The sequence below is a fragment of the Micromonospora sp. NPDC005291 genome (assembly GCF_040607415.1).
GTDB lineage: Bacteria > Actinomycetota > Actinomycetes > Mycobacteriales > Micromonosporaceae > Micromonospora.
Window position 1 is genome coordinate 109,735 of the sequence record NZ_JBEXGR010000016.1, and the last position, 24,263, is coordinate 133,997.

General features: G+C 70.5%; 24 protein-coding genes and 1 riboswitch. Of the genes, 11 read left to right on the plus strand and 13 right to left on the minus strand.

Translation table 11 applies throughout. The features are described 5' to 3' along the window. Nucleotides 1–35: 35 nt before the first annotated feature. The 4 genes from ABZT18_RS21510 to ABZT18_RS21525 all read left to right on the plus strand — a co-directional run bounded on the left by ABZT18_RS21510 (nt 36) and on the right by ABZT18_RS21525 (nt 6,270). Nucleotides 36–1,262 (plus strand): MFS transporter, encoded by a 1,227-nt coding sequence (locus ABZT18_RS21510; RefSeq protein WP_354997591.1) that lies wholly within the window; start codon nt 36–38, stop codon nt 1,260–1,262. Between the two features lie 95 nt (nt 1,263–1,357). Next, nucleotides 1,358–1,575: riboswitch (cobalamin riboswitch) on the plus strand. A gap of 182 nt (nt 1,576–1,757) precedes the next feature. After that, entirely contained in the window at nt 1,758–4,070 is a 2,313-nt protein-coding gene (locus ABZT18_RS21515) for a ribonucleoside-diphosphate reductase subunit alpha (protein WP_354997651.1), read from the plus strand. A 38-nt stretch (nt 4,071–4,108) separates the two neighbouring features. After that, on the plus strand, nt 4,109–5,104 hold the full coding sequence (locus tag ABZT18_RS21520) for a ribonucleotide-diphosphate reductase subunit beta (protein WP_354997652.1): 996 nt from the start codon (nt 4,109–4,111) through the stop codon (nt 5,102–5,104). Nucleotides 5,105–5,190: 86 nt separating this feature from the next. Continuing rightward, nucleotides 5,191–6,270, plus strand: a complete 1,080-nt coding sequence (locus ABZT18_RS21525) for a glycoside hydrolase family 19 protein (RefSeq protein ID WP_354997592.1) — start codon at nt 5,191–5,193, stop codon at nt 6,268–6,270. A 40-nt stretch (nt 6,271–6,310) separates the two neighbouring features. Here the strand turns inward: ABZT18_RS21525 and ABZT18_RS21530 are convergent, their stop codons facing one another. Genes ABZT18_RS21530 through ABZT18_RS21540 form a run of 3 tightly spaced genes read right to left on the minus strand, consistent with a single transcriptional unit; the run spans nt 6,311 to nt 8,290 of the window. Beyond that, nucleotides 6,311–6,760 carry an arsenate reductase ArsC gene (locus ABZT18_RS21530; RefSeq protein WP_354997593.1) on the minus strand — a complete coding sequence of 150 codons (450 nt, stop codon included), beginning with the start codon at nt 6,758–6,760 and terminating at the stop codon, nt 6,311–6,313. An 18-nt stretch (nt 6,761–6,778) separates the two neighbouring features. Beyond that, a complete protein-coding gene (arsB, locus tag ABZT18_RS21535; RefSeq protein WP_354997594.1) occupies nt 6,779–7,870 on the minus strand; it encodes an ACR3 family arsenite efflux transporter in 1,092 nt (363 codons plus the stop codon). A 60-nt stretch (nt 7,871–7,930) separates the two neighbouring features. Then, nucleotides 7,931–8,290 carry a metalloregulator ArsR/SmtB family transcription factor gene (locus ABZT18_RS21540; protein WP_354997595.1) on the minus strand — a complete coding sequence of 120 codons (360 nt, stop codon included), beginning with the start codon at nt 8,288–8,290 and terminating at the stop codon, nt 7,931–7,933. Nucleotides 8,291–8,394: 104 nt separating this feature from the next. On the opposite strand from ABZT18_RS21540, the gene ABZT18_RS21545 reads away from it, so the two are divergent. After that, nucleotides 8,395–8,892 carry an N-acetyltransferase family protein gene (locus tag ABZT18_RS21545; RefSeq protein ID WP_354997596.1) on the plus strand — a complete coding sequence of 166 codons (498 nt, stop codon included), beginning with the start codon at nt 8,395–8,397 and terminating at the stop codon, nt 8,890–8,892. 24 nt (nt 8,893–8,916) lie between these two features. After that, nucleotides 8,917–10,323: an FAD-dependent oxidoreductase gene (locus tag ABZT18_RS21550; protein ID WP_354997597.1), complete on the plus strand. Its 1,407-nt coding sequence runs from the start codon at nt 8,917–8,919 to the stop codon at nt 10,321–10,323. 61 nt (nt 10,324–10,384) lie between these two features. On the opposite strand, the gene ABZT18_RS21555 is transcribed toward ABZT18_RS21550, so the two are convergent. The 6 genes from ABZT18_RS21555 to ABZT18_RS21580 all read right to left on the minus strand — a co-directional run bounded on the left by ABZT18_RS21555 (nt 10,385) and on the right by ABZT18_RS21580 (nt 16,074). After that, nucleotides 10,385–10,738 carry a TraR/DksA C4-type zinc finger protein gene (locus ABZT18_RS21555; RefSeq protein WP_354997598.1) on the minus strand — a complete coding sequence of 118 codons (354 nt, stop codon included), beginning with the start codon at nt 10,736–10,738 and terminating at the stop codon, nt 10,385–10,387. A gap of 107 nt (nt 10,739–10,845) precedes the next feature. Next, the gene (locus ABZT18_RS21560) at nt 10,846–12,063 is read right to left on the minus strand and encodes a ferritin-like domain-containing protein (RefSeq protein ID WP_354997599.1); all 1,218 of its coding nucleotides are present in this window, start codon (nt 12,061–12,063) and stop codon (nt 10,846–10,848) included. Further along, nucleotides 12,060–12,905, minus strand: a complete 846-nt coding sequence (locus ABZT18_RS21565; RefSeq protein WP_355252284.1) for a PhnD/SsuA/transferrin family substrate-binding protein — start codon at nt 12,903–12,905, stop codon at nt 12,060–12,062. The genes ABZT18_RS21560 and ABZT18_RS21565 overlap by 4 nt, the downstream gene beginning before the upstream one ends. Next, on the minus strand, nt 12,905–14,074 hold the full coding sequence (locus tag ABZT18_RS21570) for an acyl-CoA dehydrogenase family protein (protein ID WP_355252287.1): 1,170 nt from the start codon (nt 14,072–14,074) through the stop codon (nt 12,905–12,907). The genes ABZT18_RS21565 and ABZT18_RS21570 overlap by 1 nt, the downstream gene beginning before the upstream one ends. Nucleotides 14,075–14,151: 77 nt before the next feature. Beyond that, on the minus strand, nt 14,152–15,099 hold the full coding sequence (locus tag ABZT18_RS21575) for an ion transporter (RefSeq protein ID WP_355252290.1): 948 nt from the start codon (nt 15,097–15,099) through the stop codon (nt 14,152–14,154). A gap of 138 nt (nt 15,100–15,237) precedes the next feature. Continuing rightward, nucleotides 15,238–16,074, minus strand: a complete 837-nt coding sequence (locus ABZT18_RS21580; protein WP_355252293.1) for an alpha/beta fold hydrolase — start codon at nt 16,072–16,074, stop codon at nt 15,238–15,240. 64 nt (nt 16,075–16,138) lie between these two features. Between ABZT18_RS21580 and ABZT18_RS21585 the strand changes: the two genes are divergently transcribed. Further along, nucleotides 16,139–16,837 (plus strand): helix-turn-helix domain-containing protein, encoded by a 699-nt coding sequence (locus ABZT18_RS21585; protein WP_355252296.1) that lies wholly within the window; start codon nt 16,139–16,141, stop codon nt 16,835–16,837. A 131-nt stretch (nt 16,838–16,968) separates the two neighbouring features. Continuing rightward, entirely contained in the window at nt 16,969–17,160 is a 192-nt protein-coding gene (locus tag ABZT18_RS21590) for a hypothetical protein (protein ID WP_354997605.1), read from the plus strand. Between the two features lie 52 nt (nt 17,161–17,212). On the opposite strand, the gene ABZT18_RS21595 is transcribed toward ABZT18_RS21590, so the two are convergent. Further along, nucleotides 17,213–18,070 (minus strand): SDR family oxidoreductase, encoded by an 858-nt coding sequence (locus ABZT18_RS21595; protein WP_354997606.1) that lies wholly within the window; start codon nt 18,068–18,070, stop codon nt 17,213–17,215. Nucleotides 18,071–18,168: 98 nt separating this feature from the next. On the opposite strand from ABZT18_RS21595, the gene ABZT18_RS21600 reads away from it, so the two are divergent. Beyond that, nucleotides 18,169–18,564: a helix-turn-helix domain-containing protein gene (locus ABZT18_RS21600; RefSeq protein WP_354997653.1), complete on the plus strand. Its 396-nt coding sequence runs from the start codon at nt 18,169–18,171 to the stop codon at nt 18,562–18,564. Here the strand turns inward: ABZT18_RS21600 and ABZT18_RS21605 are convergent. Then, nucleotides 18,561–19,466 carry a DMT family transporter gene (locus tag ABZT18_RS21605; protein WP_354997607.1) on the minus strand — a complete coding sequence of 302 codons (906 nt, stop codon included), beginning with the start codon at nt 19,464–19,466 and terminating at the stop codon, nt 18,561–18,563. The genes ABZT18_RS21600 and ABZT18_RS21605 overlap by 4 nt on opposite strands. A gap of 49 nt (nt 19,467–19,515) precedes the next feature. Here ABZT18_RS21605 and ABZT18_RS21610 point away from each other — a divergent pair, with 49 nt between their 5' ends. Next, nucleotides 19,516–20,904, plus strand: coding sequence for a PLP-dependent aminotransferase family protein (locus ABZT18_RS21610; protein WP_354997608.1), 1,389 nt, complete (start codon nt 19,516–19,518; stop codon nt 20,902–20,904). A gap of 34 nt (nt 20,905–20,938) precedes the next feature. Here the strand turns inward: ABZT18_RS21610 and ABZT18_RS21615 are convergent, their stop codons facing one another. Together ABZT18_RS21615 and ABZT18_RS21620 are read right to left on the minus strand one after the other, a co-directional pair. Continuing rightward, nucleotides 20,939–21,238, minus strand: coding sequence for a helix-turn-helix transcriptional regulator (locus ABZT18_RS21615; protein ID WP_354997609.1), 300 nt, complete (start codon nt 21,236–21,238; stop codon nt 20,939–20,941). Nucleotides 21,239–21,466: 228 nt separating this feature from the next. Continuing rightward, a complete protein-coding gene (locus ABZT18_RS21620) occupies nt 21,467–22,444 on the minus strand; it encodes a phosphotransferase (RefSeq protein WP_355252299.1) in 978 nt (325 codons plus the stop codon). 224 nt (nt 22,445–22,668) lie between these two features. Between ABZT18_RS21620 and ABZT18_RS21625 the strand changes: the two genes are divergently transcribed. Further along, the gene (locus ABZT18_RS21625) at nt 22,669–24,177 is read left to right on the plus strand and encodes a phosphoesterase (RefSeq protein WP_354997611.1); all 1,509 of its coding nucleotides are present in this window, start codon (nt 22,669–22,671) and stop codon (nt 24,175–24,177) included. Nucleotides 24,178–24,263: the final 86 nt, after the last annotated feature.

A 24,263-nucleotide genomic window follows, 5' to 3' on the forward strand; every position in this document is an offset into this window, starting at 1 on the left:
ACCCTATTACGCAACGCTGTTGCTAAATTCGCTCGGTGCATGGATTGAGCAGAGGTCGACGCCTGGCGGCGGTTGTCGCGTTGGCGCTGGGCGGGGTGGCGGTCGGCCTGACCGAGTTCGTGGCGATGGGGCTGCTGCCCGACATCGCACGCGATCTACTCCCGCAGCAGTACGCCCAGTCGTCGTCGGGCGCGGTGGCTCGCGCGGGCTGGATGATCACCGCGTACGCGCTCGGCGTGGTCGTGGGCGCGCCCCTGCTCGCCGCCCTGACCGCCCGACTGCCACGCAAGAAGTTGGTGCTCGGGCTGCTCGTCCTCTTCGTCGTCGGCACCATCGCGTCGGCGACCGCGCCGACGTTCGACCTGGTGCTGGTGGCCCGGTTCGTCGCGGCGCTGCCGCACGGCGCGTACTTCGGAGCGGCCGGTCTGCTCGCGGCCACCCTGATGGGCCCCGGTAACGAGGCCCGGGGGTTCGCCGCCGTGCTCAGTGGCCTGACCGTGAGCAACGTGGTGGGCGTACCCCTGATCACGCGGCTCGGGCAGGCGGCCGGTTGGCGTACGGCGTACCTGGTCATCGCCGGGGTGTTCGTGCTCACCCTGTTGGCGGTGCTGGCGGTCGTCCCGGAGGTCGTCGCGGCGGTCGACGCATCCCCGGCCGCCGAGTTGAGGGCGCTGCGGACCTCGCAGGTGTGGCTCGTCGCGGCCGTCGGGGCGGTGGGCTTCGCCGGGTTCTTCGCGGTCAACACCTACATCGCACCGGTCACCACCGACGTCGCCGGCCTCTCGGCCGCGACGGTCCCGTGGGTGCTGGTCGCGGTGGGCCTGGGCATGACCGTCGGCAATGCCCTGGGTGGTTGGCTCGCGGACCGGGACCTGCGCCGGAGCATGATCGTCGGTTTTGTCGCCATGATCGTGAGCATCGCCGTCTTCAGCCTCGTCGCGTCGAACCGCGTCGGCCTGTTCGTGGGCGCGTTCCTGGTGGGCGCGACCAGCCTCTACCTGGGGCCGGTCCTACAGGCGCGCCTGATCACGGTGGCGCCGGGTGCGCAGTTGATGGGTGCGGCGATGAACCAGTCCGCCATGAACATCGCGAACAGCCTCGGCGCCGCTCTGGGCAGCGTTGCCATCGCCGCGGGCTTCGGCTACCTCGCGCCGGCCTGGGTGGGCGTGGCCCTTGCGATTCTCGGGCTGGGCCTCGCGGGTGTCAGCTTCGCGGCCGAGCGACGCTCGCGTGCCCCGGAGCCGGTCGCCGTCGCGAACTGACCCGCCGGCGGGGGACCGGTGACGGTCGTCACCAGCCCGCCACCGACACGCCCGGGACCGACATGTGGGGTGTGACAACCGCAGCGTCCCTATATATGGTGTCGAGCGCAGCTGGTTCGGCCGCTCATCCCGAGTGGTCGAGGCAAGAGGGAACCCGGTGAAAATCCGGGACTGTCCCGCAGCGGTGAGTGGGAACGACCGCCGTCATCAGCACTGGGCCACCAATCGGCCTGGGAAGCGACGGCCAGTAGGAGATCGGCGAGCCCGGTCGTGCCCGCGAGTCCGAAGACCTGCCAGCGCGCCGCGCACCCGTACCCGGGTGGGCGGCGGTCTGAGGCCGCGTGGGACGGCTGACGCCACCTGACCCACGCCCGACCGGCGTGGCGTCCGCCGGTGTCCGTCTTCTCCTCGCGTCCGAGGGCCATCAGGTCTCGAACTCGCGAGGAGTGAGTGGTGACAGTCACCGAGGTAGTCCCGGCCCTGCGGCGGACGCCGATGCAGGTCCGCAAGCGCAACGGCGCCACCGAGTCCGTGGACGTGAACAAGATCGTCCGGGCCGTCGAGCGGTGGGCCGACGACCTCGCCGACGTCGACCCGATGCGCGTGGCCACCCGCACGATCAGCGGCCTGTACGACGGCGCGACGACGGCCGAGCTGGACCGGCTGTCCATCCAGACCGCGGCCGAGATGATCGGCGAGGAACCGCAGTACTCGCGCCTCGCCGCCCGGCTGCTGGCCGGTTACGTCGAGAAGGAGGTGCGTCGGCAGGGCGTCACCTCGTTCAGCGCGGCGATCCGGATCGGCCACGCCGAGGGACTGATCGGTGACGACACCGCCGTGTTCGTCGCCGCGCACGCCACGATGCTCGACGACGCCATCGATCCGGACGGTGACCGGAGGTTCGAGTACTTCGGCCTGCGCACGGTGTACGACCGGTACCTGCTGCGCCACCCCACCAGCCGGCTGGTGCTGGAGACCCCGCAGTACTGGCTGCTGCGGGTGGCCTGCGGGCTGTCCCGTACGCCCGACGAGGCGGTCGACTTCTACCGGCTGATGTCCAGCCTGGCGTACCTGCCCAGCTCACCGACGCTGTTCAACTCCGGGACCCGGCACACCCAGATGTCCTCCTGCTACCTGGTCGACTCGCCGCGCGACGAGCTGGACTCGATCTACCAGCGGTACGCGCAGGTCGCGAACCTGTCCAAGTTCGCCGGTGGCATCGGCATCGCGTACTCCCGGGTCCGATCCCGGGGCGCGCTGATCCGCGGCACCAACGGGCAGTCCAACGGGATCGTGCCGTGGCTGCGCACGCTGGACGCGAGCGTCGCCGCGGTCAACCAGGGCGGTCGGCGCAAGGGCGCGGCCTGCGTCTACCTGGAGCCGTGGCATCCGGACATCGAGGAGTTCCTGCAACTGCGGGACAACACCGGGGAGGACGCCCGGCGCACCCACAACCTGAACCTGGCCAACTGGATCCCGGACGAGTTCATGCGCCGGGTCGAGGCCGACGAGATGTGGTCGCTGTTCGACCCGCACGAGGTGCCGGAGCTGCCCGACCTGTGGGGGGAGCGGTTCGACGCCGCGTACCGGGAGGCCGAGGCGCAGGGTCGCTACGCGCGGCAGGTCCCGGCGCGGGAGCTGTACGGGAAGATGATGCGCACCCTCGCCCAGACCGGCAACGGGTGGATGACCTTCAAGGACGCCGCCAACCGGCTGTGCAACCAGACGGCCGAGCCGGGCAACGTGGTGCACCTGTCCAACCTGTGCACCGAGATCATCGAGGTGTCCAGCGACGCCGAGACCGCGGTGTGCAACCTGGGCTCGGTGAACGTCGCCGCCCACCTCACCGACGCCGGCATCGACTGGGAGCGCCTGCGCGCCACGATCCGTACCGCGGTGACGTTCCTCGACCGGGTCATCGACATCAACTACTACCCGACCCCGCAGGCGGAGGCGAGCAATCCCCGCTGGCGGCCGGTCGGGCTCGGGCTGATGGGTTTGCAGGACGTGTTCTTCGCGCTGCGACTGCCGTTCGACTCTCCGGCCGCGCGGGAGCTGTCCACCCGGATCAGCGAGGAGCTGTACCTGACCGCGTTGGAGACCTCCGCCGACCTGGCGCGCCGCTTCGGCGCGCACCCGGCGTTTGGGCAGACCCGGGTCGCGCGAGGCCAGCTTCAGCCCGACCTGTGGGGTGGCGAGGGCACGCAGACCGCGCGCTGGGCCGCGCTGCGGCAGCAGATCGAGGAGTACGGGCTGCGCAACTCGCTGCTGGTGGCGGTCGCGCCGACGGCGACCATCGCCTCGATCGCGGGGTGCTACGAGTGCATCGAGCCGCAGGTGTCCAACCTGTTCAAGCGCGAGACCCTGTCGGGGGAGTTCCTCCAGGTCAACACCGCCCTGGTACGCGAGCTGAAGGCGCGTGGCCTGTGGACCGACCGGGTCCGTTCGGCGATCAAGCGGGCGGAGGGGTCGGTGCAGGACATCGCGGAGCTGCCGTCCGGCGTCCGGGAGTTGTTCCGCACCGCGTGGGAGCTGCCGCAGCGTGCGCTGATCGACCTGGCCGCCGCCCGAGCCCCGTTCATCGACCAGTCTCAGTCGCTGAATCTGTTCCTGGCCTCACCCACCATCGGCAAGCTCTCCTCGATGTACCTGTACGCCTGGAAGGCCGGGCTGAAAACCACCTACTACCTGCGCTCGCGCCCCGCCACGCGGATCCAGCAGGCCACCGTCGCGGTTGTCGCGCCGTCGGACGCCGAGACGCTGGCCTGCTCGCTGGAGAACCCCGAGTCGTGCGAGGCCTGCCAGTGACCACCGCCGACACCACCGCCGACACGAGGACCACGCACATGCTGCTCGACCCCGGGATGGACCTCACCCTCCGCCCGATGCGCTACCCGCACTTCTTCGACCGGTTCCGCGACGCCATCCGTAACACCTGGACGGTCGAGGAGGTCGACCTGCACGCCGACCTCGCCGACCTCGACAAACTGTCGCCGGCCGAGCGGCACCTGGTCAGCCGCCTGGTGGCGTTCTTCGCCACCGGCGACACGATCGTCGCCAACAACCTGGTGCTCAACCTCTACCAGCACGTCAACAGCCCCGAGGGTCGCCTCTACCTGTCCCGGCAGCTGTTCGAGGAGGCTGTGCACGTCCAGTTCTATCTGAACCTGCTCGACACGTACGTGCCCGACGAGACCGAGCGGTTCGCCGCCTTCGCGGCCATCGAGAACATCCCCTCCATCCGCCGCAAGGCCGAGTTCTGCTTCCGCTGGATCGACTCGCTGAGCGATCTGCGAGAGCTGCGGTCCCGGGAGGACCGGCGGACGTTCCTGCTCAACCTGATCTGCTTCGCCGCCTGCATCGAGGGGCTGTTCTTCTACGGCGCGTTCGCGTACGTCTACTTCCTGCGCTCCCGTGGCCTGCTGCACGGTCTGGCCTCCGGCACCAACTGGGTGTTCCGCGACGAGTCCATGCACATGGCGTTCGCGTTCGACGTCGTCGACACGGTTCGTGGCGAGGAGCCGGACCTGTTCGACGACGACCTCGCCGACCAGGTTCGGCAGATGCTCACCGAGGCCGTCGAGTGTGAGGTGCAGTTCGCCGAGGACCTGGTGGGCCACGGCGTGCCCGGCCTGACGTTGACCGACATGCGGGAGTACCTCCAGCACGTGGCCGACCGCCGTCTCGCCCAGCTCGGCATCGCGCCGCACTACGGGTCGAGCAATCCGTTCGCCTTCATGGAGTTGCAGGACGTGCAGGAGCTGTCCAACTTCTTCGAGCGGCGGGTTTCGGCGTACCAGGTCGGCGTGACCGGCACGGTCGCCTTCGACGACGACTTCTAGTCCACCTAATAGTAAAGATTGTGAACAGATGATGTTACAGTAACTTCCGTCGATCTGACGCTCGAAATCCCAGGGAAGGAGTGACTATGTCGAGACTGCGCGCCCTGGCCGCGCTCGTGGCACTGACGGTCGCCGGCGGCCTGTTGGCGGTCCTGCCGTCGACCCCGGCGTCGGCCGCGGCCTGTGCGGCATCCTGGCAGTCGTCGGCCGTCTACACCGGAGGGGCCCAGGTCTCTCACAACGGCCGCAACTACCAGGCGCAGTGGTGGACCCAGAACGAGGCTCCGCCGGGGACCACCGGCGTCTGGCAGGACCTGGGCTCCTGCGGAGGTGGCACCACGCCGCCGCCCACGGGCGCCTGCAACTATCCGAACTGGACCGCCGGCACCTGGTACGCCACGGGAAGCATCGTGCGCTACACCAACGGCCAGTACTACATCGCCGAGCACGACAACCCGGGCTACGACCCCATCATCAGCACCTGGTACTGGGAGCCCTATGCCTGCGGCGGTCAACCGCCCACCACCCCGCCCCCCACCAACCCCGGCGGGTTCGTGGTGACCGAGGCCCAGTTCAACCAGATGTTCCCGGGTCGAAACTCCTTCTACACGTACTCCGGGCTGGTCACCGCACTCAGCGCCTACTCGGCGTTCACCAGGAGCGGCAGTGCCACCGTCCAGCGCCAGGAGGCTGCGGCCTTCCTGGCGAACGCGCACCACGAGACCGGTGGGCTCGTCCACATCGTGGAGCAGAACACCGCGAACTATCCGCACTACTGCGACTCGGGCCAGCCCTACGGCTGCCCCGCCGGCCAGGCCGCCTACTACGGTCGGGGGCCGATCCAGCTCAGCTGGAACTTCAACTACAACGCGGCCGGGAACGCCCTCGGGCTGCCCCTGCTGACCAACCCGTGGCTGGTGCAGACCGATGCCTCGGTGGCCTGGAAGACCGCCATCTGGTACTGGATGACCCAGACCGGGCCGGGCACCATGACCCCCCACAACGCGATGGTCAACGGCGCCGGGTTCGGTGAGACCATCCGCAGCATCAACGGCTCGATCGAGTGCAACGGTGGCAACTCGGGCCAGGTGCAGAGCCGCGTCACCAAGTACCAGCAGTTCGTCGGCATCCTCGGCGTCGGCGCCGGGGCCAACCTGTACTGCTGACCAGCGGGCGGCCGGGCTCCCCAGCGGGGGAGCCCGGCCGTCATGCTGCTGGCGTTCGCGCCCCCGCTGCCGACTCTCCCGCAGCGGGGGAAGTGTTCAGGTCGGCGAGGAGCCTCTCCACCCGCGCCCGGATCTCGTCGCGGATCGGGCGGACGGCCTCGACGCCCTTCCCGGCCGGGTCATCGAGCTTCCAGTCCTCGTAGCGCTTGCCAGGAAAGACCGGACAGGTGTCGCCGCAGCCCATCGTCACGATGACGTCAGAGGACTCCGCGGTCGCGTACTCCAGGAGCTTTGGGGTCTGGTCGGTGATGTCGATGCCGACCTCCCGCATGGCACGCACGGCGGCGGGGTTGACCGTCTCGGCCGGCGCGGAGCCGGCAGAGCGGACTTCGACGCTGTCGCCCGCGAGGTGGCGTAGCCAGCCGGCTGCCATCTGGGAACGGCCGGCGTTGTGGACGCAGACGAACAGGACGCTGGGCTTGTCGCTCATGAGGGGTCGCCTTCCGGGTTACACGGTTGCTGAGGGTGCGGGAGCGAAGAACCGGCGGCGCGCCCACAGCGAGACGTAGACGAGTCCGACCAGGACGGGCACCTCGATCAGCGGGCCGACGACCCCGGCTAGGGCCTGACCGGAGGCGACGCCGAAGGTGCCGATCGCGACGGCGATGGCGAGTTCGAAGTTGTTGCCGGCGGCGGTGAAGGCCAGGGTGGTGGTGCGCTCGTAGCCGAGACCGATGGCCCGGCCGAGAGCGTAGGAGCCGGCCCACATGAGCGCGAAGTACACCAGCAGGGGCAGGGCGATGCGGACGACGTCCAGGGGTCGGCTGGTGATGGCGTCTCCCTGTAGCGCGAACAGGATCACGATCGTGAACAGCAGCCCGTAGAGGGCGGCGGGGCCGATCCGGGGCAGGAAGCGGGCCTCGTACCAGGTGCGGCCCTTGGCGCGCTCGCCGAGGCGGCGGGTCAGGTAGCCGGCGAGCAGCGGGATGCCGAGGAAGATCAGCACGTTGCGGGCGATGTCCCAGGCCGAGATCGTCAACTCGGCGCCGGACAACCCCAGCCACTGGGGGAGTACGGAGAGGTAGAACCAGCCGAGCAGGCCGAAGGCGACGACCTGGAAGACGGAGTTGAGCGCGACCAGGACGGCGGCGGCCTCCCGGTCGCCGCAGGCGAGGTCGTTCCAGATGATGACCATGGCGATACAGCGGGCCAGACCGACGATGATCAGGCCCGTGCGGTACGCGGGTTGATCGGCCAGGAAGATCCAGGCCAGGGCGAACATCACGGCCGGGCCGACGAGCCAGTTGAGGACCAGCGAGGAGATCAGCAGTCGGCGGTCGCCGGTGACGGTGTCGAGCCGGTCGTAGCGGACCTTCGCGAGCACCGGGTACATCATGATCAGCAAGCCGATGGCGATCGGTAGTGAGATCCCGCCGATCGTCACCGAGTCCAGCGCGCTGTCCAGGCCGGGGATCAGACGACCGAGGAGCAGGCCGGCGACCATGGCCAGCCCGATCCAGACCGGTAAGAACCGGTCGAGTCGGGAGAGGCGACCGACCACGGCCCTCTCGTCCAGGTCGCTCTGGAGGGTGGTGCTCACGGGCACTCCCGTCGGTGGGCAGGTGCGGGGCAGATGTCGGTCACGGCGGCCGGGCGCCGCTCAGGCGTTCGGTGCCGGTGTGACGGTGAGCAGTGCGGCGAGCTGGCGCAGGATGATCGGCCGGGCGCGGTAGTAGACCCAGGTCCCCCGGCGCTCGGCGTCGACGAGCCCCGCCTCGCGCAAGGTCTTCAGGTGGTGCGAGATGGTCGGGCCGGTCAGGTCGAACGCGGGGGTCAGATCGCAGACGCAGATCTCCCCGCTCTCGGCAGAGGCGATCATCGACATCAGTTGCAGTCGCACCGGGTCACCGAGAGCCTTGAACGCGGGGGCGAGCACCGCGGCGGCCTCGGCCGGCACGCGTCGCTCGGTCAGTGAGGGGCAGCAGGACACGTCCGGAGCCGGTGCTGCTTGATTAGACATTGCTCTAGGTTGACACTTATCTAATCAGTGTGCAACTGTCTGATTCGACGGACGTCGAGACAGGCGGCCTCGAAAACCTGATCTCTCCGGAACGGAACCTGTTGATGGTCGACATCACCGTGCGCCCCATGACCGTCGCCGACGCCGACCGGGTCCTGGCGATCTACCAGGCCGGTCTCGACGCCGGCAACGCCAGCTTCGAGATCACCGCGCCAACCTGGGCGGCGTTCGACGCGGCGCGCCTGAGCGCGCACCGCTTCGTGGCCGTCGACCCCGACGGCACCGTCCTCGGCTGGATCGCCGTCTCACCGACCTCGACCCGCGCGGTCTACGCCGGTGTGGTCGAACACTCCGTCTACGTCGACCCGGCCGCCCAGGGCCGTGGCATCGCCCGGCTGCTGCTGGACGCGCTGATCGCCTCCACCGAGGCCGCCGGCATCTGGACCATCCAGTCCGGAGTCTTCCCGGAGAACACCGCCAGCCTGGCACTTCACCAGCGCGCCGGCTTCCGCGTCATCGGCGTACGTGAGCGGGTTGGTCGCCACCACGACCGCTGGCGCGACGTCGTCCTGCTGGAACGCCGCAGCCCCACCATCACCTGACGAGCCATCTTGAGGAGTCAACGGATGAACGCCCTGGACAACCTGCCCGTCGTGGTCATCGGCGCCGGCCCGACCGGTCTCGCCGCCGCCGCGCACCTGCACGAGCGCGGCCTGACCTTCACTGTCCTCGAAGCCGGCGACACCCCGGGCGCCGCGGTACGGCAGTGGGGGCACGTCCGCGTCTTCTCGCCGTGGCGCTACAACATCGACCCGGCCGCCCGTCGGCTCCTCGACGAGGCCGGTTGGGTCGCCCCCGACCTGGAGGCCCTGCCCACCGGCGCGGAACTGGCCGGCGACTACCTCCAGCCCCTCGCCGAGTTGCCGCAGCTCAAGCCACACCTGCGGTACGGGGCACGCGTCGAGGCGATCAGCCGCCTCGGCCTCGACCGGCTGCGCACCGCCGGACGCGACACCACACCGTTCCTGATCCGCCTCGCCGACGGCGACGAACTGCTCGCCCGCGCCGTCATCGACGCCTCCGGCACCTGGCGTACGCCGAACGTCCTCGGCGCGTCCGGTCTGCCCGCGCGGGGTGAGGCCGACGTGACGGCGTACCTGGAACACGCGCTGCCGGACGTGCTCGGCGCCGACCGGGACCGGTTCGTCGGCCGGCACACCCTGGTCGTGGGCGCCGGCCACTCCGCCGCGAACACGCTGCTGTCCCTGGCGGAACTGGCCGCCGCCGAGCCCGGCACTGAGGTGACCTGGGCGATCCGGACGGCCAACCCGGCGCGTACCTACGGCGGCGGGGACGCCGACGCCCTCCCGGCGCGGGGTGCGCTCGGCGCGCGCCTGCGTGCACACGTCGACGCCGGACGGATCCGGCTGCTCACCGGGTTCTCCGTGCATGCGCTCACCCCGGCCGACGGGCGCGTTGCGGTGGTCGTCCGGCACGCCGACGGCGGTGAAGAGTCGATCACCGTCGACCGCATCGTCGCCGCCACCGGCTTCCGCCCTGACCACACGATCGCCGCTGAGCTGCGCCTGGACCTTGACCCGATCATGGGCGCCACCCGCGCACTCGCCCCGCTGATCGACCCCAACGAGCACTCCTGCGGCACCGTGCCCCCACACGGCGTCGACGAACTCACCCACCCGGAGAGCGGCTACTACGCCGTCGGCATGAAGTCCTACGGCCGTGCGCCGACGTTCCTCATGGCCACCGGCTACGAGCAGGTCCGCTCCGTCGTCGCCGCCCTCGCCGGAGACTGGGTCGCCGCCCGGGACGTCCAGCTCGACCTGCCCGAAACCGGCGTGTGCAACAGCAACCCCGCCGACTCGGCGAGCGGCGACAACTGCTGCGGGCCAGCGCCCGCCACCGAGTCGGCCGGGCGCGGGCTGTCCACCGGCATCTCCGGAGGGCTGCTGGCCACGCCGATCAGCCTCATCGCCCTCGACGCCGCGCCGGCCGGCGGCTGTTGCGCCAGCTGATCACCAAGTACTGCGCCAGCTGATCACCGGGTACGACGACGGCGCCCGTTCACGGGCGCCGTCATCGTCGGCTGGCGCAGGCCACACACGTACGCGCCGACGGACGGGCGACAAGGCGCTCGGGAGGAATAGGACGGGAACACCGTTCGCACACGCCGTAGGTGCCGTCGTCGACCCGTTGCAGCGCGACGTCCAACTCGGCCAGGCGTCGGCGGGCCGCGTCCAGCACGGCGGTGAGCTGTGCACGTTCGAAGGCGATCGTGCTGCCCTCCGGGTCGTGCTCGTCATCGGCGTTGGACGACCGGGACGCCTCGAAGAGGCTCCGTAGGTCACCGTCCAGGGCGGTGGCCTGAGCCTCGGTCTGCTCGCGCAGCCGCAGCAGCTCCTGGCGGATCGCGCTGGAATCCCTGTTCATGGCCGTTCCACCGTACTGCGGATGACCGTGTTCACAGCACTGGAATTCGGCTGCGCGTCGATCACACGACGGCGACCCCGCGCACGCTTCGCCGTGCGTAGGGTCGCTCACATGAAGTTGCGGGTGTGCAGGGCGGAGAGCGCCGCCGCCTCATCGGGCCGGAACCCCAGCCGTACCAGTCGGCGCTGGCGGCCCTGATCCATCGCGTGTTGCAGAGCCTGCACCCGGTCGAAACCGGCGGACACGTCGTCGGGCTGCCAACCACCTGCCGCGAGCACCACCAGCGCGTCGAAGACGTCGGCGTTGAGGCCCGCGGTGTCGACGAGCGCGTCGTGACGACGGTGGATGGCCGCCCGCAGTCGATCCCGCAGCAGCGGGTCCAGCTGTGCCTGATGCTCCAGGTGCGCCATGCCGAACACCACGTGCCGGCGCTCGTCCTGCATGGCGAGCCAACAGATCCGTCGTGTCACCGGGTCCGGGGCGAACTGGTGCAGGAACGAGAGCAGATCGACGAAGCTGCCCTCACCGAGCACGGAGAGCAGGAACGACGCCAGTGCGAAGTCGGACTCCGCGACGAGTGTGAAGAGCGACTGCCGGCCGCCGGCTGACGATGTGCCCAACTCGGTGCCCCGCAGCAGCGCCCGCCGGCTGAACACCTCCATGTGCCGGGCCTCGTCGGCCATCTGCACGGCGAGAAGCTGCATCACCTCGCGGAAGTGCGGGTGGATGCGCCCGACGAACCGGGCCGGCACGACGAGCGCCGCCTGCTCGTTCTCGACCAGGTAGGTCATCACCTGCACCACCGCGGCCTCGACATCGGCCGGCAGCGCGAACGGGTCGTCCCACGGCACGGCGGTCTGCGGATCCCACTGTCGGGCGGCCGCCTGTGCGTACAGGTGGGGAGCGACATCGGCCCACACCAGGTCGCGGTCGTCCAGGTCGAACCGGGCCTCGGGGCCACCGGCCTCCAGCAGCGCGCCCCGGGCGCCGAGCCCCCACCGCGCCGGTGGGCGGCTGCTCAGTGCCGACGGGAGGGCGGGCCCGGCCCGCTCCGCGCCGAACCAGCGGTCGTCGTCCGCCGTACCCCGGACGACCACCGCCACCAGCTCGCTGCGGTCGGCCAGGTCCGGCCATTCGACCCGATGGCCCCGGCCACGACACCAGGCGGGCAGGTGCACGGGCAACGCCGGGTCACGGCCGGAGACCGCCAACCGGCCGCCCGGCGGTAGCCCGGCCAGGGCACGGTGTACGAGTAGGTGCGCGCCCCGGCCGAAGCCAAGGTCGCCGAGGTGGATCTCGGCGTCGGCGACGGGCGCCGCGCTCACGGCCGATAGTCCGTGGCCGTCACCCGCCCGTCGGGTGAGTAGAAGCCGGTGGCGTCGACCGCGCTGGCGAGCAGGTCGTACCCCGTGGTGCGGCCGTCCTTCCAGGCCGTCAGCCCCTCCAGGTCGAGCAGCGGGCGCACCTGCGGATCGGCGTACGACATGCCGAGCAGCAGCGTGCCGAAGAGCCGGACCCCGGCGGACTCCGGCTCGCGGACCGTCATGTTGCAGTGGTCGTACCGTGCGGTCTGCGCGATGATCCGGGTGCCCTCGGGCGGCAGCGTGCCCTCCTGGACGAACGCCAGGTGGTTGGCGTCGATCATGCAGGCGGCGTCGACCTCCCCGGCGACCAGGGCGCGGGCCGCGTCGCGCTCGCCGCCGATGTGGTCGCCGTGCAGGCCGACGCCGACGTCGAACCGGCGCACGTCGACCTCGACCCCGGCCGTCGCGAGGTGACCGAGCGGAATCAGCGTCGCCTGTGGACTGTCGACCGCGCCGACAGCGACGATCGACCCGGCGAGGTCCTCCACCTGCCGCACCGGCGAGTCGGCGCGGACCACCACGATCGAGGTGAGGTCCTGGTCGGTGTCGCGCATGGTGAGCGCGCGGACGGCCGTGCCGCTGGCAGCCGCCAGTCGCTCGGCCCGCAGCCACGCCAGGGGCGAGTTCCACGCCGCGTCGATCCGCCCGGCGACCAGATCGTCGACCTGTCGCTCGTAGTGCGAATAGAGAACGAAGTCGAAGTCCAGGCCTCGACCACGCAGCCAGGCGCGGAAGCCCTCCCAGATGGTCACCACCTTGGCGTCGTACGCGACCGCGCCCATCAGGACGGCTGGCGCCGGCATCAGCGGTTGGCCTCGTCGAGCAGCGGCAACCCGGTGGCGACACGACCGACGAAATCGTGCAGGGCGTCGGTGGTGGGTGCCATCACCCGGGCGGCGCGCGAGTCACGGAAACGGCGCTCAAGGCCCAGCTCCTTGCGGAACGCGCTGCCGCCGCAGAGCTGCATCGCCCCATCGGTCACGTCAGCGACGGTCTCGCCGGCGAGCGCCTTGACCTGCAGCACCCGCAGCATCGCATCGTCGCGGCCGGTCTCCAGCGCGGTGAGGGTGTCGCCCAGGAAGGCGCGCAGGGCGTCGGTGCGGATCATCAGTCGGGCGAAGTCGCGTCGAGCGACAGGCGCGTCGCGAAGGGCGGCGCCGGTGTGCGCGAGCGTGGTCCTGGTGAGATGTCGGCCGGTCTCGGCGACCGCGCTGTCGGCGAGGCCGAGACAGAACGCGGCGTTGAGCACCAGGAACCAGGGGAGGACCGCGCCGAGCGCGGTGTCGAGCCCGGCGCCGTCGGCCGCCATCATCGCGGCCGACGGGACCCGGAGCCCATCGGCGGTCATCGGCCGGGAGCCGTTACCGCGCAGGCCGAGCCCGTCGAAGTCGCCGGTCACGCTCAGGCCGGCGCTGTCGGCCGGCACGAGCCACAGCGTCATCGGACCGGCATCGTGGGACAGCGGCAGGCTCGACCAGACGTAGCTGTCGACCTCACCGGCCGAGGTGACCCAGCTCTTGCGGGCGTCGAGGCGGACAGTGCCGTCGTCGGTGGCTGTCGCGGTGCCGGTCGGCGACCAGAAGTGGCTGCGCGAGCCGTACTCGGAGAATGCCAACGTGGTGAGATGACCGCCGGTGGCGATGCCCGCGCGGACCTCGCGCGGGCCGTGCGCCTCGATCACGGCGGTCGCGGCGTAGTGCATGAGCACCACCATGGCCGTGGACCCACACTCGGCGGCCAGCCGCTCGATGACCTCGGCGACCGTTCGCATGCCCTGGCCGCCGCCACCGACCTCGGTCGAGGAGGCCAGGCCGAGCAGGCCAGCCGCGGCGAGGGCGTCGACGCCCTGGCGGGGGAAGGCGCCGTCCCGGTCGACGATCGCGGCCTGCGGGCGGATCACGTCGTCGATCACCGTGCCGAGCGTGTCCGATAAAGCCGTGCTGGGCTGGGCAGTGTCGACACTGGCTGTCATGCGGGTGCCCCTTCAGCCGGACCGGTGGGACCGCCGTCGAGACTATCCGAACTGGAGGACACAGTGCGAGCATCGGATTACCGTCTGGTGCCAGTGCCCTCCCGGTGGGGTCGGCCGTGCCCGTCCTCCCGGTCGATGCGCAGCTCCCGCTCCAACTCGGCGATGACCGCTCGCAGGTCGTCCAGCCGTTGGGTCAGCGCGATGCGGTCCACCTCGTCCGGTACGCCGTCGCCGTCCTCGTCGTACCCGGGCGCGAGTCGCTCGGTCATCTCCAACCGGCGTGCTTCCTCCATCGAGTTGACGATGACCGCGATGAGGATGTTGAGCAGCAGATTGACGGTGATGATCACGTAGCTGACGTAGTAGAGCAGCGTCCACGGCGAGATCGCCAGGCCCTGTTCGATGAGGCCCGGCAGCGTCTCCAGGGACAGCAGCACGAACAGTGTCAGCAGGGATCGGCCGATGTCGCCGTACTCCTCCGGGTAGGTGCTCCCGAAGATCAGCCAGCCGGCCATGCCGTACACGTAGAGCGTCACCACGGCCAGGGCGAGGAACCCGGTGACGCCCGGCAGGCTGCGCCACAGCGCGGAGACGATGGTCCGCAGGCCTGGCGAGAACCGCACCAGCCGGACCATGCGGGCGACCCGCACGACGCGCAGGAGCGCAGGGTCGCCGTGCAGGCCCGGTATGAAGATCGCCGCGATCACCACGAAGTCGAACACGTTCCAGCCGTGCCGGAAGAAGTCCTGCGGACGCTTGCCGTAAGCCGCCAGCCGGATGCCGATCTCGACGACGAAGACGGCGCGGAAGATCAACTCCAGCCAGTGCAGCGCCGTGTCCGCCGGGCTCAGATCGTCGTACGTCTCCAGGCCGAGCACGATCCCGTTGGCGAGGATGACCACGACGATGGCGATCTCGAAGGGGCGCGACCGGGCGAGCTGGGCGCAGCGGTCAGCCCAACTGGATCGATGGTGCGCGGGTGGGGTCGGCTCACCTCGCTGGGCGGGAACGAATGCTCCACTCACCAGTCGGCCGGCTCGATCGGGTGTGCCGGGGCCGCCGCGGGGGCGCACCTCCGGCCGTCGTCGTGGCGGTGCGGGTGGCGTGCGGGCATGCCCATCAGCCTAGCCAAGATCATTGACCGTGGACGACCGCGCGACCGCTCAGGCGTGGCTCGTCCGCTCCGGCGTCACCGGTGCCGCGAAGAAGGTGGCGAGCGGGTCGACCATCCTCGGGTATGCCCGGTTGATGGCGTCGTGGCCGCTGCGGGCAATCGTCAGCGTCCGGGCTCGCGGCAACGCACGGGCCAGAGCTTCGTTCAGGTCGACATAGTAGGGCGGGCCGTCGGCGCCGCAGGTCAGCAGCACCTCGGCGGTCACCCCTGCCCATTGGCTGGCCGGGCCGTCGTGCGCCAGGATCAGGGCCGTCTCGTCCAGCGTCATCGGCAGCAGGTCACCCATCGTCCGGCCGATCGGGGTACGCATGAACGCGCGGATGATCGCGATCCGTACGCCGAGCGGGAGCTTCCCCGCTGCCATCTGTGGATTGATTCCAGCGACCGTGATGGCGAGGCCCCGGGCGATGTCACCGGCCCGCAGTGCCGCACGGGCGGGTGCGAGCCACGCCGACGGTGAGCCGCCGTCGATGGAGACCGCGGCGTCGTAGAGGGCGAGTCGGTTGATCGGCAGCCGGAGCGCGGCCTGGAGCGCGATGAACCCGCCGGAGCTGTGGCCGATGACGTTGCCGGACCCGGTGTGCTCCAGCACCACGGCGAGGTCGTCGATGTCCTGGTCGAAGGTGTAGGGCAGCGACCTGGGTGGTGCGTCGGCCCGTCCCCGTCGGTTGTACAGGTGCACGGTGAACTGGTCGGCGAGCGACGTCGCCAGCCGGCGGTAGACGTCGATGGTGACCCCGCCGCCGTGCACCACGACGATGCCGGGCCCACTGCCCGTGGAGTGCAGCACGATGGTCGCGCCGTCCCGTGCCCTGATCCGCTCCATGATCGGCCTGCCCTTCCGGTGACGACAACAACTGCGAACGCCGTTTGCAGTTTACAGTAGATCGGTGAATGACGCACCCACGAGAGCTGGCGACGGCGACTCCGCTCGGCAGCCGATCTGGAGCAGGCCCGAACGCGGCAGCCGTGGCCCCGCTCCGGCGCACAGTCGGGACGCCATCGTCGTGGCCGCCATCGCCCTCGCGGACACCGAAGGGATCGCCGCGGTGTCGATGCGCGCCGTCGCCAACGCGCTGGGCACCGGCGCCGGATCCCTCTACCGGTACCTGTCGTCGCGGGACGATCTCCTGGATCTCATGACCGACCGGGTCGTGGGGGAGTTGCGGCCGTACCCGCAGGCCGAGGGCGACTGGTTGGACACGATGATGTTGTTGGCCCGTCGGCAGTTGGCGCTGCACCGCGCCCACCCGTGGTTGCTCGACGTGAGTCACCGGACGTCCGGCGTCGGCCCCGAGAGCCTGGCCTGGTTCGACAACTGCATTCGGGTCCTGGAACCCGTACGCTGCGCCGTCCCCACCAAATTCGAGGCGATCGCGATGATGACCGGCGTGGTGAGCCTCTTCGCCCGCAGCGAGGCCGCCTCCGGGGCGCTCAGCTTCGCCGGGGCCGACCTCGCGGCGTACCCGCACCTCGTCGCGGCGTTCAGCCAGCCCGCCGCACCGCCGCCCCGGACCGATCTCTTTGAGCGGACCCTGCGCAGTCTGCTGACCGGTCTGCTGCTCGCCGAGCCGTCCGAGGCGGGCTGACCGGATCGGCGCACCGGTGTGTCAGCCGTTCCCTCACCCGGCGTGGCGCCGGCTGGCTGGGTTTTCGGTGGTGAGCGGGACCGGCCGGCGAGAGTCGACGTGGTCGCGCGTCAGCTGCTGAGAGGTGTGCGATGTCAGATCCTGATCTTGCCGGTCTACGGGAGCGGGCCGCGAACGGTGACCGGGACGCAATCGACCAGCTCGTCGAGTTGGCAGCAGAGCGGGCGGACGTCGGCGAACTTCGACGGCTCGCCGACGGGGGCAACCGGGACGCGGCCGACGTGTTGGCCGAGCTCACGGAACAGGAAGACGAGGCGGAGTAGCCGCCCGCGGCCGGTCGGTCCCCCGCCCGGGATCGGCCCGGGCGACGGACGGTCAGGCGTGCGCGGCCCGGACGGCGTCGCGCAGCGGGGTGCTCGGGCGACCGATCAGCCGGCTGAGGTCATCGCTGTCGGTCACCAGCTCACCGATGGCGATCGAGTGGTCGAGCGCGGCGACGAACCCGGCGGTGCCCGCGTCGAGGCCGACGTTCTCCAGGGCCGAGGCCAGGTCGGCGGCCGACAGGTCCTGGTGGACGACGGTGGTGCCGGTAACCTCGGAGACGGCCTCGGCCAGTTCGTCGAACGTGAACGCGGTGCCGCCCAGCTCGTAGACGGCGTTGCCGTCCTCCTCGCGGGTCAGTGCCGCGACGGCGGCGGCGGCGTAGTCGGCCCGCGTGGCGGCGGAGACCTTGCTGCCCCCGGTGGCGCCGAGGATCGTGCCGGACCGCAGGTACTGCGGCAGCTGGTCGGTGTAGTTCTCGGTGTACCAGCCGTTGCGCAGCACGGTGTAGGTCAGACCCGACGCGGCGAGGACCTCCTCGGTGGCTTTGTGCTCCGGCACGAGGGGGTTCGTGGTGGTGTCGGCGTTCAGGATGCTGGTGTAGATCAGACGCTCGACCCCGGCGAGCTTGGCCGCGTCGATGACCGCGGTGTGCTGCGCGACGCGCTGACCGGGAGTGTCGCCGGAGATGAGCAGCAGGCGGCGTACGCCGGCCACGGCGCCGGGCAGCGTCGACGGGTCGTCGTAGGTGGCCTTGCGGATCTCGACCCCGCGCGCGGCCAGGTGGGCGGCCTTCTCCGGGCTGCGGACGATGGCGGCGATCTCAGCGGCGGGCACGCCGGCATCGAGCAACTGCTCGATCACCAAACGGCCCAGCCGGCCGGTGGCACCGGTGACGGCGTAGGTGGGCATGGGAACCTCCGATAGGACAGTGGCGGAACTGCAGGCACTTACGAATCTACAGCACATGCTGTGGCGTAACCATCGGGTAGGCTGGTGAGGTGAGCGACATGCCGGCCCAGGACCCGGCGGGGCCTACCCAGGAATTGGTCAGCGATGTCTTCGCGCGGGGCTGCACCTCCCGTGCCGCCTTCGAGGACGTCACCTCGAAGTGGGCCTCGCTGGTTCTGCTGGCGCTCGGCGAGGGTCGCTACCGGTTCAACGCGCTACGTCGCCGCGTCGACGGGGTCAGCGAGCGGATGCTCTCCCAGACCCTGCAGACCCTCGAAGGTGACGGCATGCTCACCCGCGAAGTGCTCACCGCGATCCCACCGCGCGTCGAATACTCGCTCACCCCCCTCGGCACCCGGGTCGCCGAGCAACTTCGTGGCCTCGCCGACCTGCTGGAAGCCTCGGTGCCCGAGTTGCAGACCGCCCGCGACCTCCACGAGCGCGATCGGGCCTAGGACACGCCTGCTCCGGCCTCGTGCCGCGCTGCGGCCGTCTGCGGGCTCCGGCGGGTGCGCTGGGTCAGCACGACGCACCCCAGCACCACCAGCGCCGCCGCGATCGAGGTAGGAGCGACCGCCTCGCCCAGCAGCAGCGCCGACCACCCCAGGGTCAGCACTGGCTGCACGAGCTGAACCTGGCCCACCTGCGCTATGCCGCCCCGGGCCAGGCCCGCGTACCAGGCGAAGAAGCCCAGGAACATCGATACCCCGGTGAGATAGCCGAACGCCGACCAGGTGAAAGCGTCGGCGCGAGGCGGATTGGCGACAACGGCGACGACCGTGACGGGGACGGTGGCGGGCAACGAGAGCAGCAACGCCCAGCAGATCGTCCGCGCACCACCCAACTCGCGGGCGAGCGCGCCCCCCTCGGCGTAGCCCAGACCGCAGAGCACGACCGCCGCGAGCAGGAACAGGTCGGGCAGAGTGAGAGTCCCGCGTACCGCGCCACTGGCGCCGAGGAAGGTGAGCACCGCCAGCAGTCCGCCGACGCTCGCGACCCAGAACAGCGGCGGCGGGCGTTCGCCGGCCCGCAGCACGGCGAACACGGCGGTCATCGCGGGCAGCGCGGCGATGACGACCGCGCCGTGCGCGGAGGTCTGTGTGAGAAGCGCCAGCGAGGTGAACAAGGGAAAGCCGACGATGACGCCGAGGGCGACGATGGGCAGTCGGCGCCACTGACCCCGGGTGGGTCGCGGTGCGCCGGTGAGACGCAGGTACGCCCATGCCAGCAGCCCCGCGCCGACGGCCCGGCCGAAGGCGACGAACCACGGGTCGAGTTGCTGCACGGCGATGCGGGTGGCCGGAAGCGACAGGCTGAAGGCGAGCACGCCCAGGGCGCCGAGGCTGAGCCCGACCATCCGATCCGCTGTTACCGCACTCGAGGCAGTAGCGCTATTGTTGTCCCTCATGGAAAACGGTAACGCAGCCGGACGCGTTATCCAAGATCTACGCGGCCTCGTGGCTGCCGCCGGTCCCGGCACCCGGCTGCCCTCGGTACGCGAGCTGACCGCTCGCCACCAGGCCTCGCCGGTCACCGTCGCCGAGGCGATCCGTCAGTTGGTGGCCCAGGGGCTGATCGAGGCGAGACCTGGCAGAGGCACCTTCGTGGCCGCTCCGCCGGACGCTCGGGGCGTACCCGATCTGTCCTGGCAGACCGTCGCGCTCGGACCTCGCCGGTCTGGTCAGGACGAGATGCAGGCACTGTTGGCACTGACGCCCGCAGGAGCCATCCCGTTGTCCGGTGGCTACCTCGACGCGGACCTGCAGCCTGCCGCCGCGCTCGGCGCCGCCCTCACCCGAGCCGCCCGCCAGCCCGCGAGCTGGCAGCGTGGGCCGGTCGAGGGGCGTGCGGATCTGCGCGCCTGGTTCGCCCGCGAGGCCGGGGCAGGGCTGCACGCCGAGGACCTGGTGATCTGTCCCGGCGGGCAGGCCGCACTGTCGTCCGCGTTGCGCGCGCTCACCGCGCCCGGTGACGCCCTGCTCGTCGAGTCGCCGACCTACCTGGGCGCGTTGGCCGCGGCCCGGGCGGCCGGACTGCGGGTGGTGCCCGTGCCGGCCGACGCCGATGGGGTACGTCCCGACCAACTCGCCGCCGCGTTCGCCCGTACCGGCGCCCGGCTCTTCTACTGTCAGCCACTGCACGCCAACCCCCACGGCGCGACGCTCGCGGATCACCGTCGGGCGCAGGTCGCCGAGGCCGTACGCGACGCCGGGGCGTTCCTGATCGAGGACGACTACGCCCGCGACCTCACCATCGATGGCCAGGCCCCGCCACCACTGGCCAGCGATGATCCCGACGGGCACGTCATCTACCTGCGCTCACTGAGCAAGTCGACCGCCCCCGGGCTGCGCGTCGCCGCCATCGGTGCCCGTGGCCCGGCCGGGGCGCGACTGCGCGCCGCCCGGCTGCTCGACGACTTCTTCGTCGCCGGTCCGTTGCAGCAGGCGGCGATCGAATTTCTCACTTCTCCGGCGTGGTCGCGGCATCGCCGGGCACTGAGCACCGCGCTCCGGACACGCCGTGAGGCGCTGCTGACCGCACTGCGCCGGCATCTGCCAAGCCTTGCCCCACAGTCGATTCCGCGCGGCGGCATGCACCTCTGGGTCCGTCTCGCCGACGGCACCGACGACGTGGCACTGGCCGCCGCCGCAGCCGCCGAAGGCGTCATCGTCTTCCCCGGCCGCCCCTGGCATGCCGCCGAACCCCCGGCCCCACACCTGCGCCTCACCTACGCCGCCGCCCCACCCGAACTCATGGACGAGGCCGTCCGACGCCTCGCCCGCGCCCTCCGATGAACGCCGATGGACGCCGTGCCAGAGGGACCCCGACTCAGGCGTGCAGCGTCTCGCGCGGCGGCACCCCGTAGCTGGCGTGGTACCGGGCGGTGAACCTGCTGTGGCTGGCGAATCCCCACCGACTGGCGATCCCCGAGACAGTTTCCTGGCCGGGATCGGCTCGCACCAGGTCGTGGTGTGCCCGAACGAGCCGGATCCGACGCAGGTACGCCATGGGGGTCGTGCCGAGATGACGGCGGAAGGCGAGTTGCACCGCCCGCAGGGAGACGCCAGCGGCACCCAGCCCACCGAGCTGGACCTGCACCGGATGTGGCCGCGAGTGGCCCTGCGCCACCAAGCAGAGTCAACTGCTCGCCGAGTTCGGCGGAGCGCGCGCCGCCCTCGCGGTCTACCTCGGCTCCTGTCTCGTCGCCGCCGCCCAGGACCTACCCACGGTGCCGCTGCCCCGGGTCCAGCTCCGATTTCTGGGCTGGCTGCCCCGCGCCCGAATCTGACCATGCGTGGCGCGGGCACCAGACAAGGGGACATCGATGCGATGGCAGCCCAGCCGCGTGGTGAGGCGTCAGAGCGCGGCGAGCGCTCTGGTGATGTTCCAGTCGGCCAGATCCAGCATCCATTGCCGGTTGGGGAAGTCGGTGTCCGCGATACGCAGGGGACCCTCAATCAGGGACAACACCTGCGCGTACCGGTAGAACTCGAGCCTGTGGGGGTCGAGTTCTACCGGGCGCAGCGCCGGGTACGCGTCGCCGAAGCGCATCTGGAGCCAGGCGTGCTCCCACTCGACGTCGAAGTACGCCAGGCCCTCGATGTCAATCATGGCGGGTTCCCCGGCGGCGGTGACGAGTACGTGATCTGGTCCGAGTTCGCCGTGTACCAGCCCGTACGTCTGGCGTGGCCCGACCGCGCTACGCAAATGACGCAGATGGTCGGCGATCCGTTCGTGTGCGTCGGCGAGTCGGGCGTCGCGGATCGCCGCCGCGACGAGGTGGCTGAGTGCCCGGTCGGCGATGATGTCCTCGGTGCGTCGGGTCTGGGGCGCCTCGTCGCGGGCGATAGCGGCGAGCTTTCCGTAATGCGGGCCGAGAGTCGTGTGCATGCGGCGCAAGGCTTCACCGAGTGTGGACAGCGGCATTGCGGCTGCGGCCGGGTCGCGTTCCATCAGTGCTTCGAGCGTCAACGCGCCGACGTCTTCGACCAGCGCGACGTCCGAGTGGAGATAGCGGCCGTCGCGGTCGAGCATCAGCAGCCGTGGGGTCCGCACGCCCGCGGCGGTGAGCGCCGCGTGGTTGACGGCGAACAGTTCCGCGCCCGAAGCGTCGGTGAACGGGTCGTCTGGGACCGTGGGCGACGGTGGCCAGTAATTCTCGTTGGCTGCCCACACGTAGAGGATCACGGTCGTCTGGTCGTCCAGCCGGAGCCGGTAGACACCTTTCTTGCTGCCGCCGGTCAGTCGGTCCAGGGCAGTAAGTCTCCGGTCAGCGCCGAACTGTTGCGCCACCAAGTCGCTGACATCGTCCGGCTGAAGAAACGCCCGTGTCATGATCGTCTTCCTCTGGAGGGGATGGAACGCGCACGGCGGGTTCGGCTTCGATTGGGCACTCCACGCGGTCGAGGCGTGACCCCCTGCTGCCCGCGGTCAGGCCCGTCGGGAGGTCGGAGCAGGGTGTTCACCGTGGACACGCGTCCCGTACGACGGGTGTTCACCGCTCTCTTCAAGGCTTCTTCATCGAAAGAGCATTCGCTTGATCGAGGAGAGGCTCTCACGTGAGAGACAAGCAACCCGAAGTGACCGAGCACGCGCAGCTGTCGCGGCGCAAGCTGGTCAAGTACGCAGGCGTCGGCGCGACGTTGGCCGCGGCCAGCCCGCTGGTCGGTGCCAGTGCGGCGTGGGCCGACGAGGATCGCCGGCCGGGTGACGACAAGAGCGACCGGGGCACCTCCAAGAACCGGGTGTGGCGCGCGGGTGACCACCACATCCACTCCGAGTACAGCGGGGAGTTCGACACCACGAAGTCCCCGATTGTCTTCCACAAGGGCGCGGACGCGGTCTACCCGATCGTCACCAACGCCATCATGGCGAAGAACTTCGGCCTGACCTGGGCGATGTGCACCGACCACGGTGGACCGACCCACTCGAAGGTGAACATCGAGCAGGCGTACCCCGATCTGCTGCGCTCGCGCAAGCTGGTCCCCGAGGTGCTCCAGTTCTGGGGCATGGAGTTCGACGCGCCCTCGCTGGACCACCACACGCTGATGATCCCGCGCCACGACGACGAGGCCAAGCAGCTTTTCGAGCTGGAGAGCCGGTTCGCCAAGTACGACGCGTTCCCCACCGACCCGGCCCGCGACACCGAGGCCAAGATGGTGGAGTTCCTCAAGGTCGCCCGGGGCATGCCGCACAAGCCGCTGGTGATCGCCCACCACGCGTCCCGCTCGGCGCCCGGTCTCGGCGTGTACGGCCAGGACACCCCGCGCGAGTTCCGCAACGGCAACAACGCCGCGCCGGACGTCTACATCGGCTTCGAGGGCGCGCCCGGCCACCAGGCCGGCCCGCTCAACGGCGGGGCGCGGGGCGGGTACGGCAACCACCCCACCTACGGCGGCTTCGACCAGATGACCGCGCGGGTCGGTGGGCTGTGGGACTCGCTGCTCGGCGAGGGCCGGCGCTGGTGGATCACCGCGACCTCGGACTCACACGTGCACTGGACCCGTGGGGGCTCGGACTTCTGGCCGGGCGAGTACAGCAAGACGTACGTGCACGCCCGCCAGGACTACGGCGACATCATGGACGGCCTGCGCAACGGCCGGATCTGGGTCACCACCGGTGACCTGATCCGCAACCTCGACGTCACCGCCACGTCCCAGGGCAAGACCGCCGAGGTGGGCGAGACCATCACGGTCAGCCGTCGCAGCCGCACCGACGTCGAGATCGAGATCAAGTTCCGTCCGCTGAACGGCGTGAACGGGAACGGTGACCGTCCCGAGGTCCGCCGGGTCGACCTGATCGTCGGCCAGATCACCGGCCCGAGCGCGAGCCTGGACGCCGACACCAACCCCACCACCACCGTGGTGGCCCGGTTCGGCCCGCGCGACTGGCGTCGGCAGGGGGAGGACCTCGTCATCCGGCACACCCTGCGCAATGTCGAGGCCGACACCTACGCGCGGGTGCGGGGCACCAGCACCGACGAGGCCGAGCCGCTCGCCGACGGGCTGGAGAGCCCGTGGGCCGACCTGTGGTTCTACTCGAACCCGGTGTTCGTGCACGTGCGCTGACCTAGCGCGCCAGCGGCACAGCGGATCCGCCGGCACCGCCCGACGGTCGGGCGGTGCCAGGCGGACCCGCGTCGTCTCCGGCCGCC

What these genes read in the sequence shown, in the direction of transcription:
- ABZT18_RS21515 (WP_354997651.1), top strand. Translation starts at nt 1,758, where the DNA reads ATGCAGGTCCGCAAGCGCAACGGCGCCACCGAGTCCGTGGACGTGAAC.
- ABZT18_RS21520 (WP_354997652.1), top strand. Translation starts at nt 4,109, where the DNA reads ATGCTGCTCGACCCCGGGATGGACCTCACCCTCCGCCCGATGCGCTAC.
- ABZT18_RS21525 (WP_354997592.1), top strand. Translation starts at nt 5,191, where the DNA reads ATGTCGAGACTGCGCGCCCTGGCCGCGCTCGTGGCACTGACGGTCGCC.
- ABZT18_RS21530 (WP_354997593.1), bottom strand. Translation starts at nt 6,760, where the DNA reads ATGAGCGACAAGCCCAGCGTCCTGTTCGTCTGCGTCCACAACGCCGGC.
- ABZT18_RS21540 (WP_354997595.1), bottom strand. Translation starts at nt 8,290, where the DNA reads ATGTCTAATCAAGCAGCACCGGCTCCGGACGTGTCCTGCTGCCCCTCA.
- ABZT18_RS21545 (WP_354997596.1), top strand. Translation starts at nt 8,395, where the DNA reads ATGGTCGACATCACCGTGCGCCCCATGACCGTCGCCGACGCCGACCGG.
- ABZT18_RS21550 (WP_354997597.1), top strand. Translation starts at nt 8,917, where the DNA reads ATGAACGCCCTGGACAACCTGCCCGTCGTGGTCATCGGCGCCGGCCCG.
- ABZT18_RS21555 (WP_354997598.1), bottom strand. Translation starts at nt 10,738, where the DNA reads ATGAACAGGGATTCCAGCGCGATCCGCCAGGAGCTGCTGCGGCTGCGC.
- ABZT18_RS21565 (WP_355252284.1), bottom strand. Translation starts at nt 12,905, where the DNA reads ATGCCGGCGCCAGCCGTCCTGATGGGCGCGGTCGCGTACGACGCCAAG.
- ABZT18_RS21570 (WP_355252287.1), bottom strand. Translation starts at nt 14,074, where the DNA reads ATGACAGCCAGTGTCGACACTGCCCAGCCCAGCACGGCTTTATCGGAC.
- ABZT18_RS21580 (WP_355252293.1), bottom strand. Translation starts at nt 16,074, where the DNA reads ATGGAGCGGATCAGGGCACGGGACGGCGCGACCATCGTGCTGCACTCC.
- ABZT18_RS21590 (WP_354997605.1), top strand. Translation starts at nt 16,969, where the DNA reads ATGTCAGATCCTGATCTTGCCGGTCTACGGGAGCGGGCCGCGAACGGT.
- ABZT18_RS21595 (WP_354997606.1), bottom strand. Translation starts at nt 18,070, where the DNA reads ATGCCCACCTACGCCGTCACCGGTGCCACCGGCCGGCTGGGCCGTTTG.
- ABZT18_RS21600 (WP_354997653.1), top strand. Translation starts at nt 18,169, where the DNA reads ATGCCGGCCCAGGACCCGGCGGGGCCTACCCAGGAATTGGTCAGCGAT.
- ABZT18_RS21605 (WP_354997607.1), bottom strand. Translation starts at nt 19,466, where the DNA reads ATGGTCGGGCTCAGCCTCGGCGCCCTGGGCGTGCTCGCCTTCAGCCTG.
- ABZT18_RS21610 (WP_354997608.1), top strand. Translation starts at nt 19,516, where the DNA reads ATGGAAAACGGTAACGCAGCCGGACGCGTTATCCAAGATCTACGCGGC.
- ABZT18_RS21620 (WP_355252299.1), bottom strand. Translation starts at nt 22,444, where the DNA reads ATGACACGGGCGTTTCTTCAGCCGGACGATGTCAGCGACTTGGTGGCG.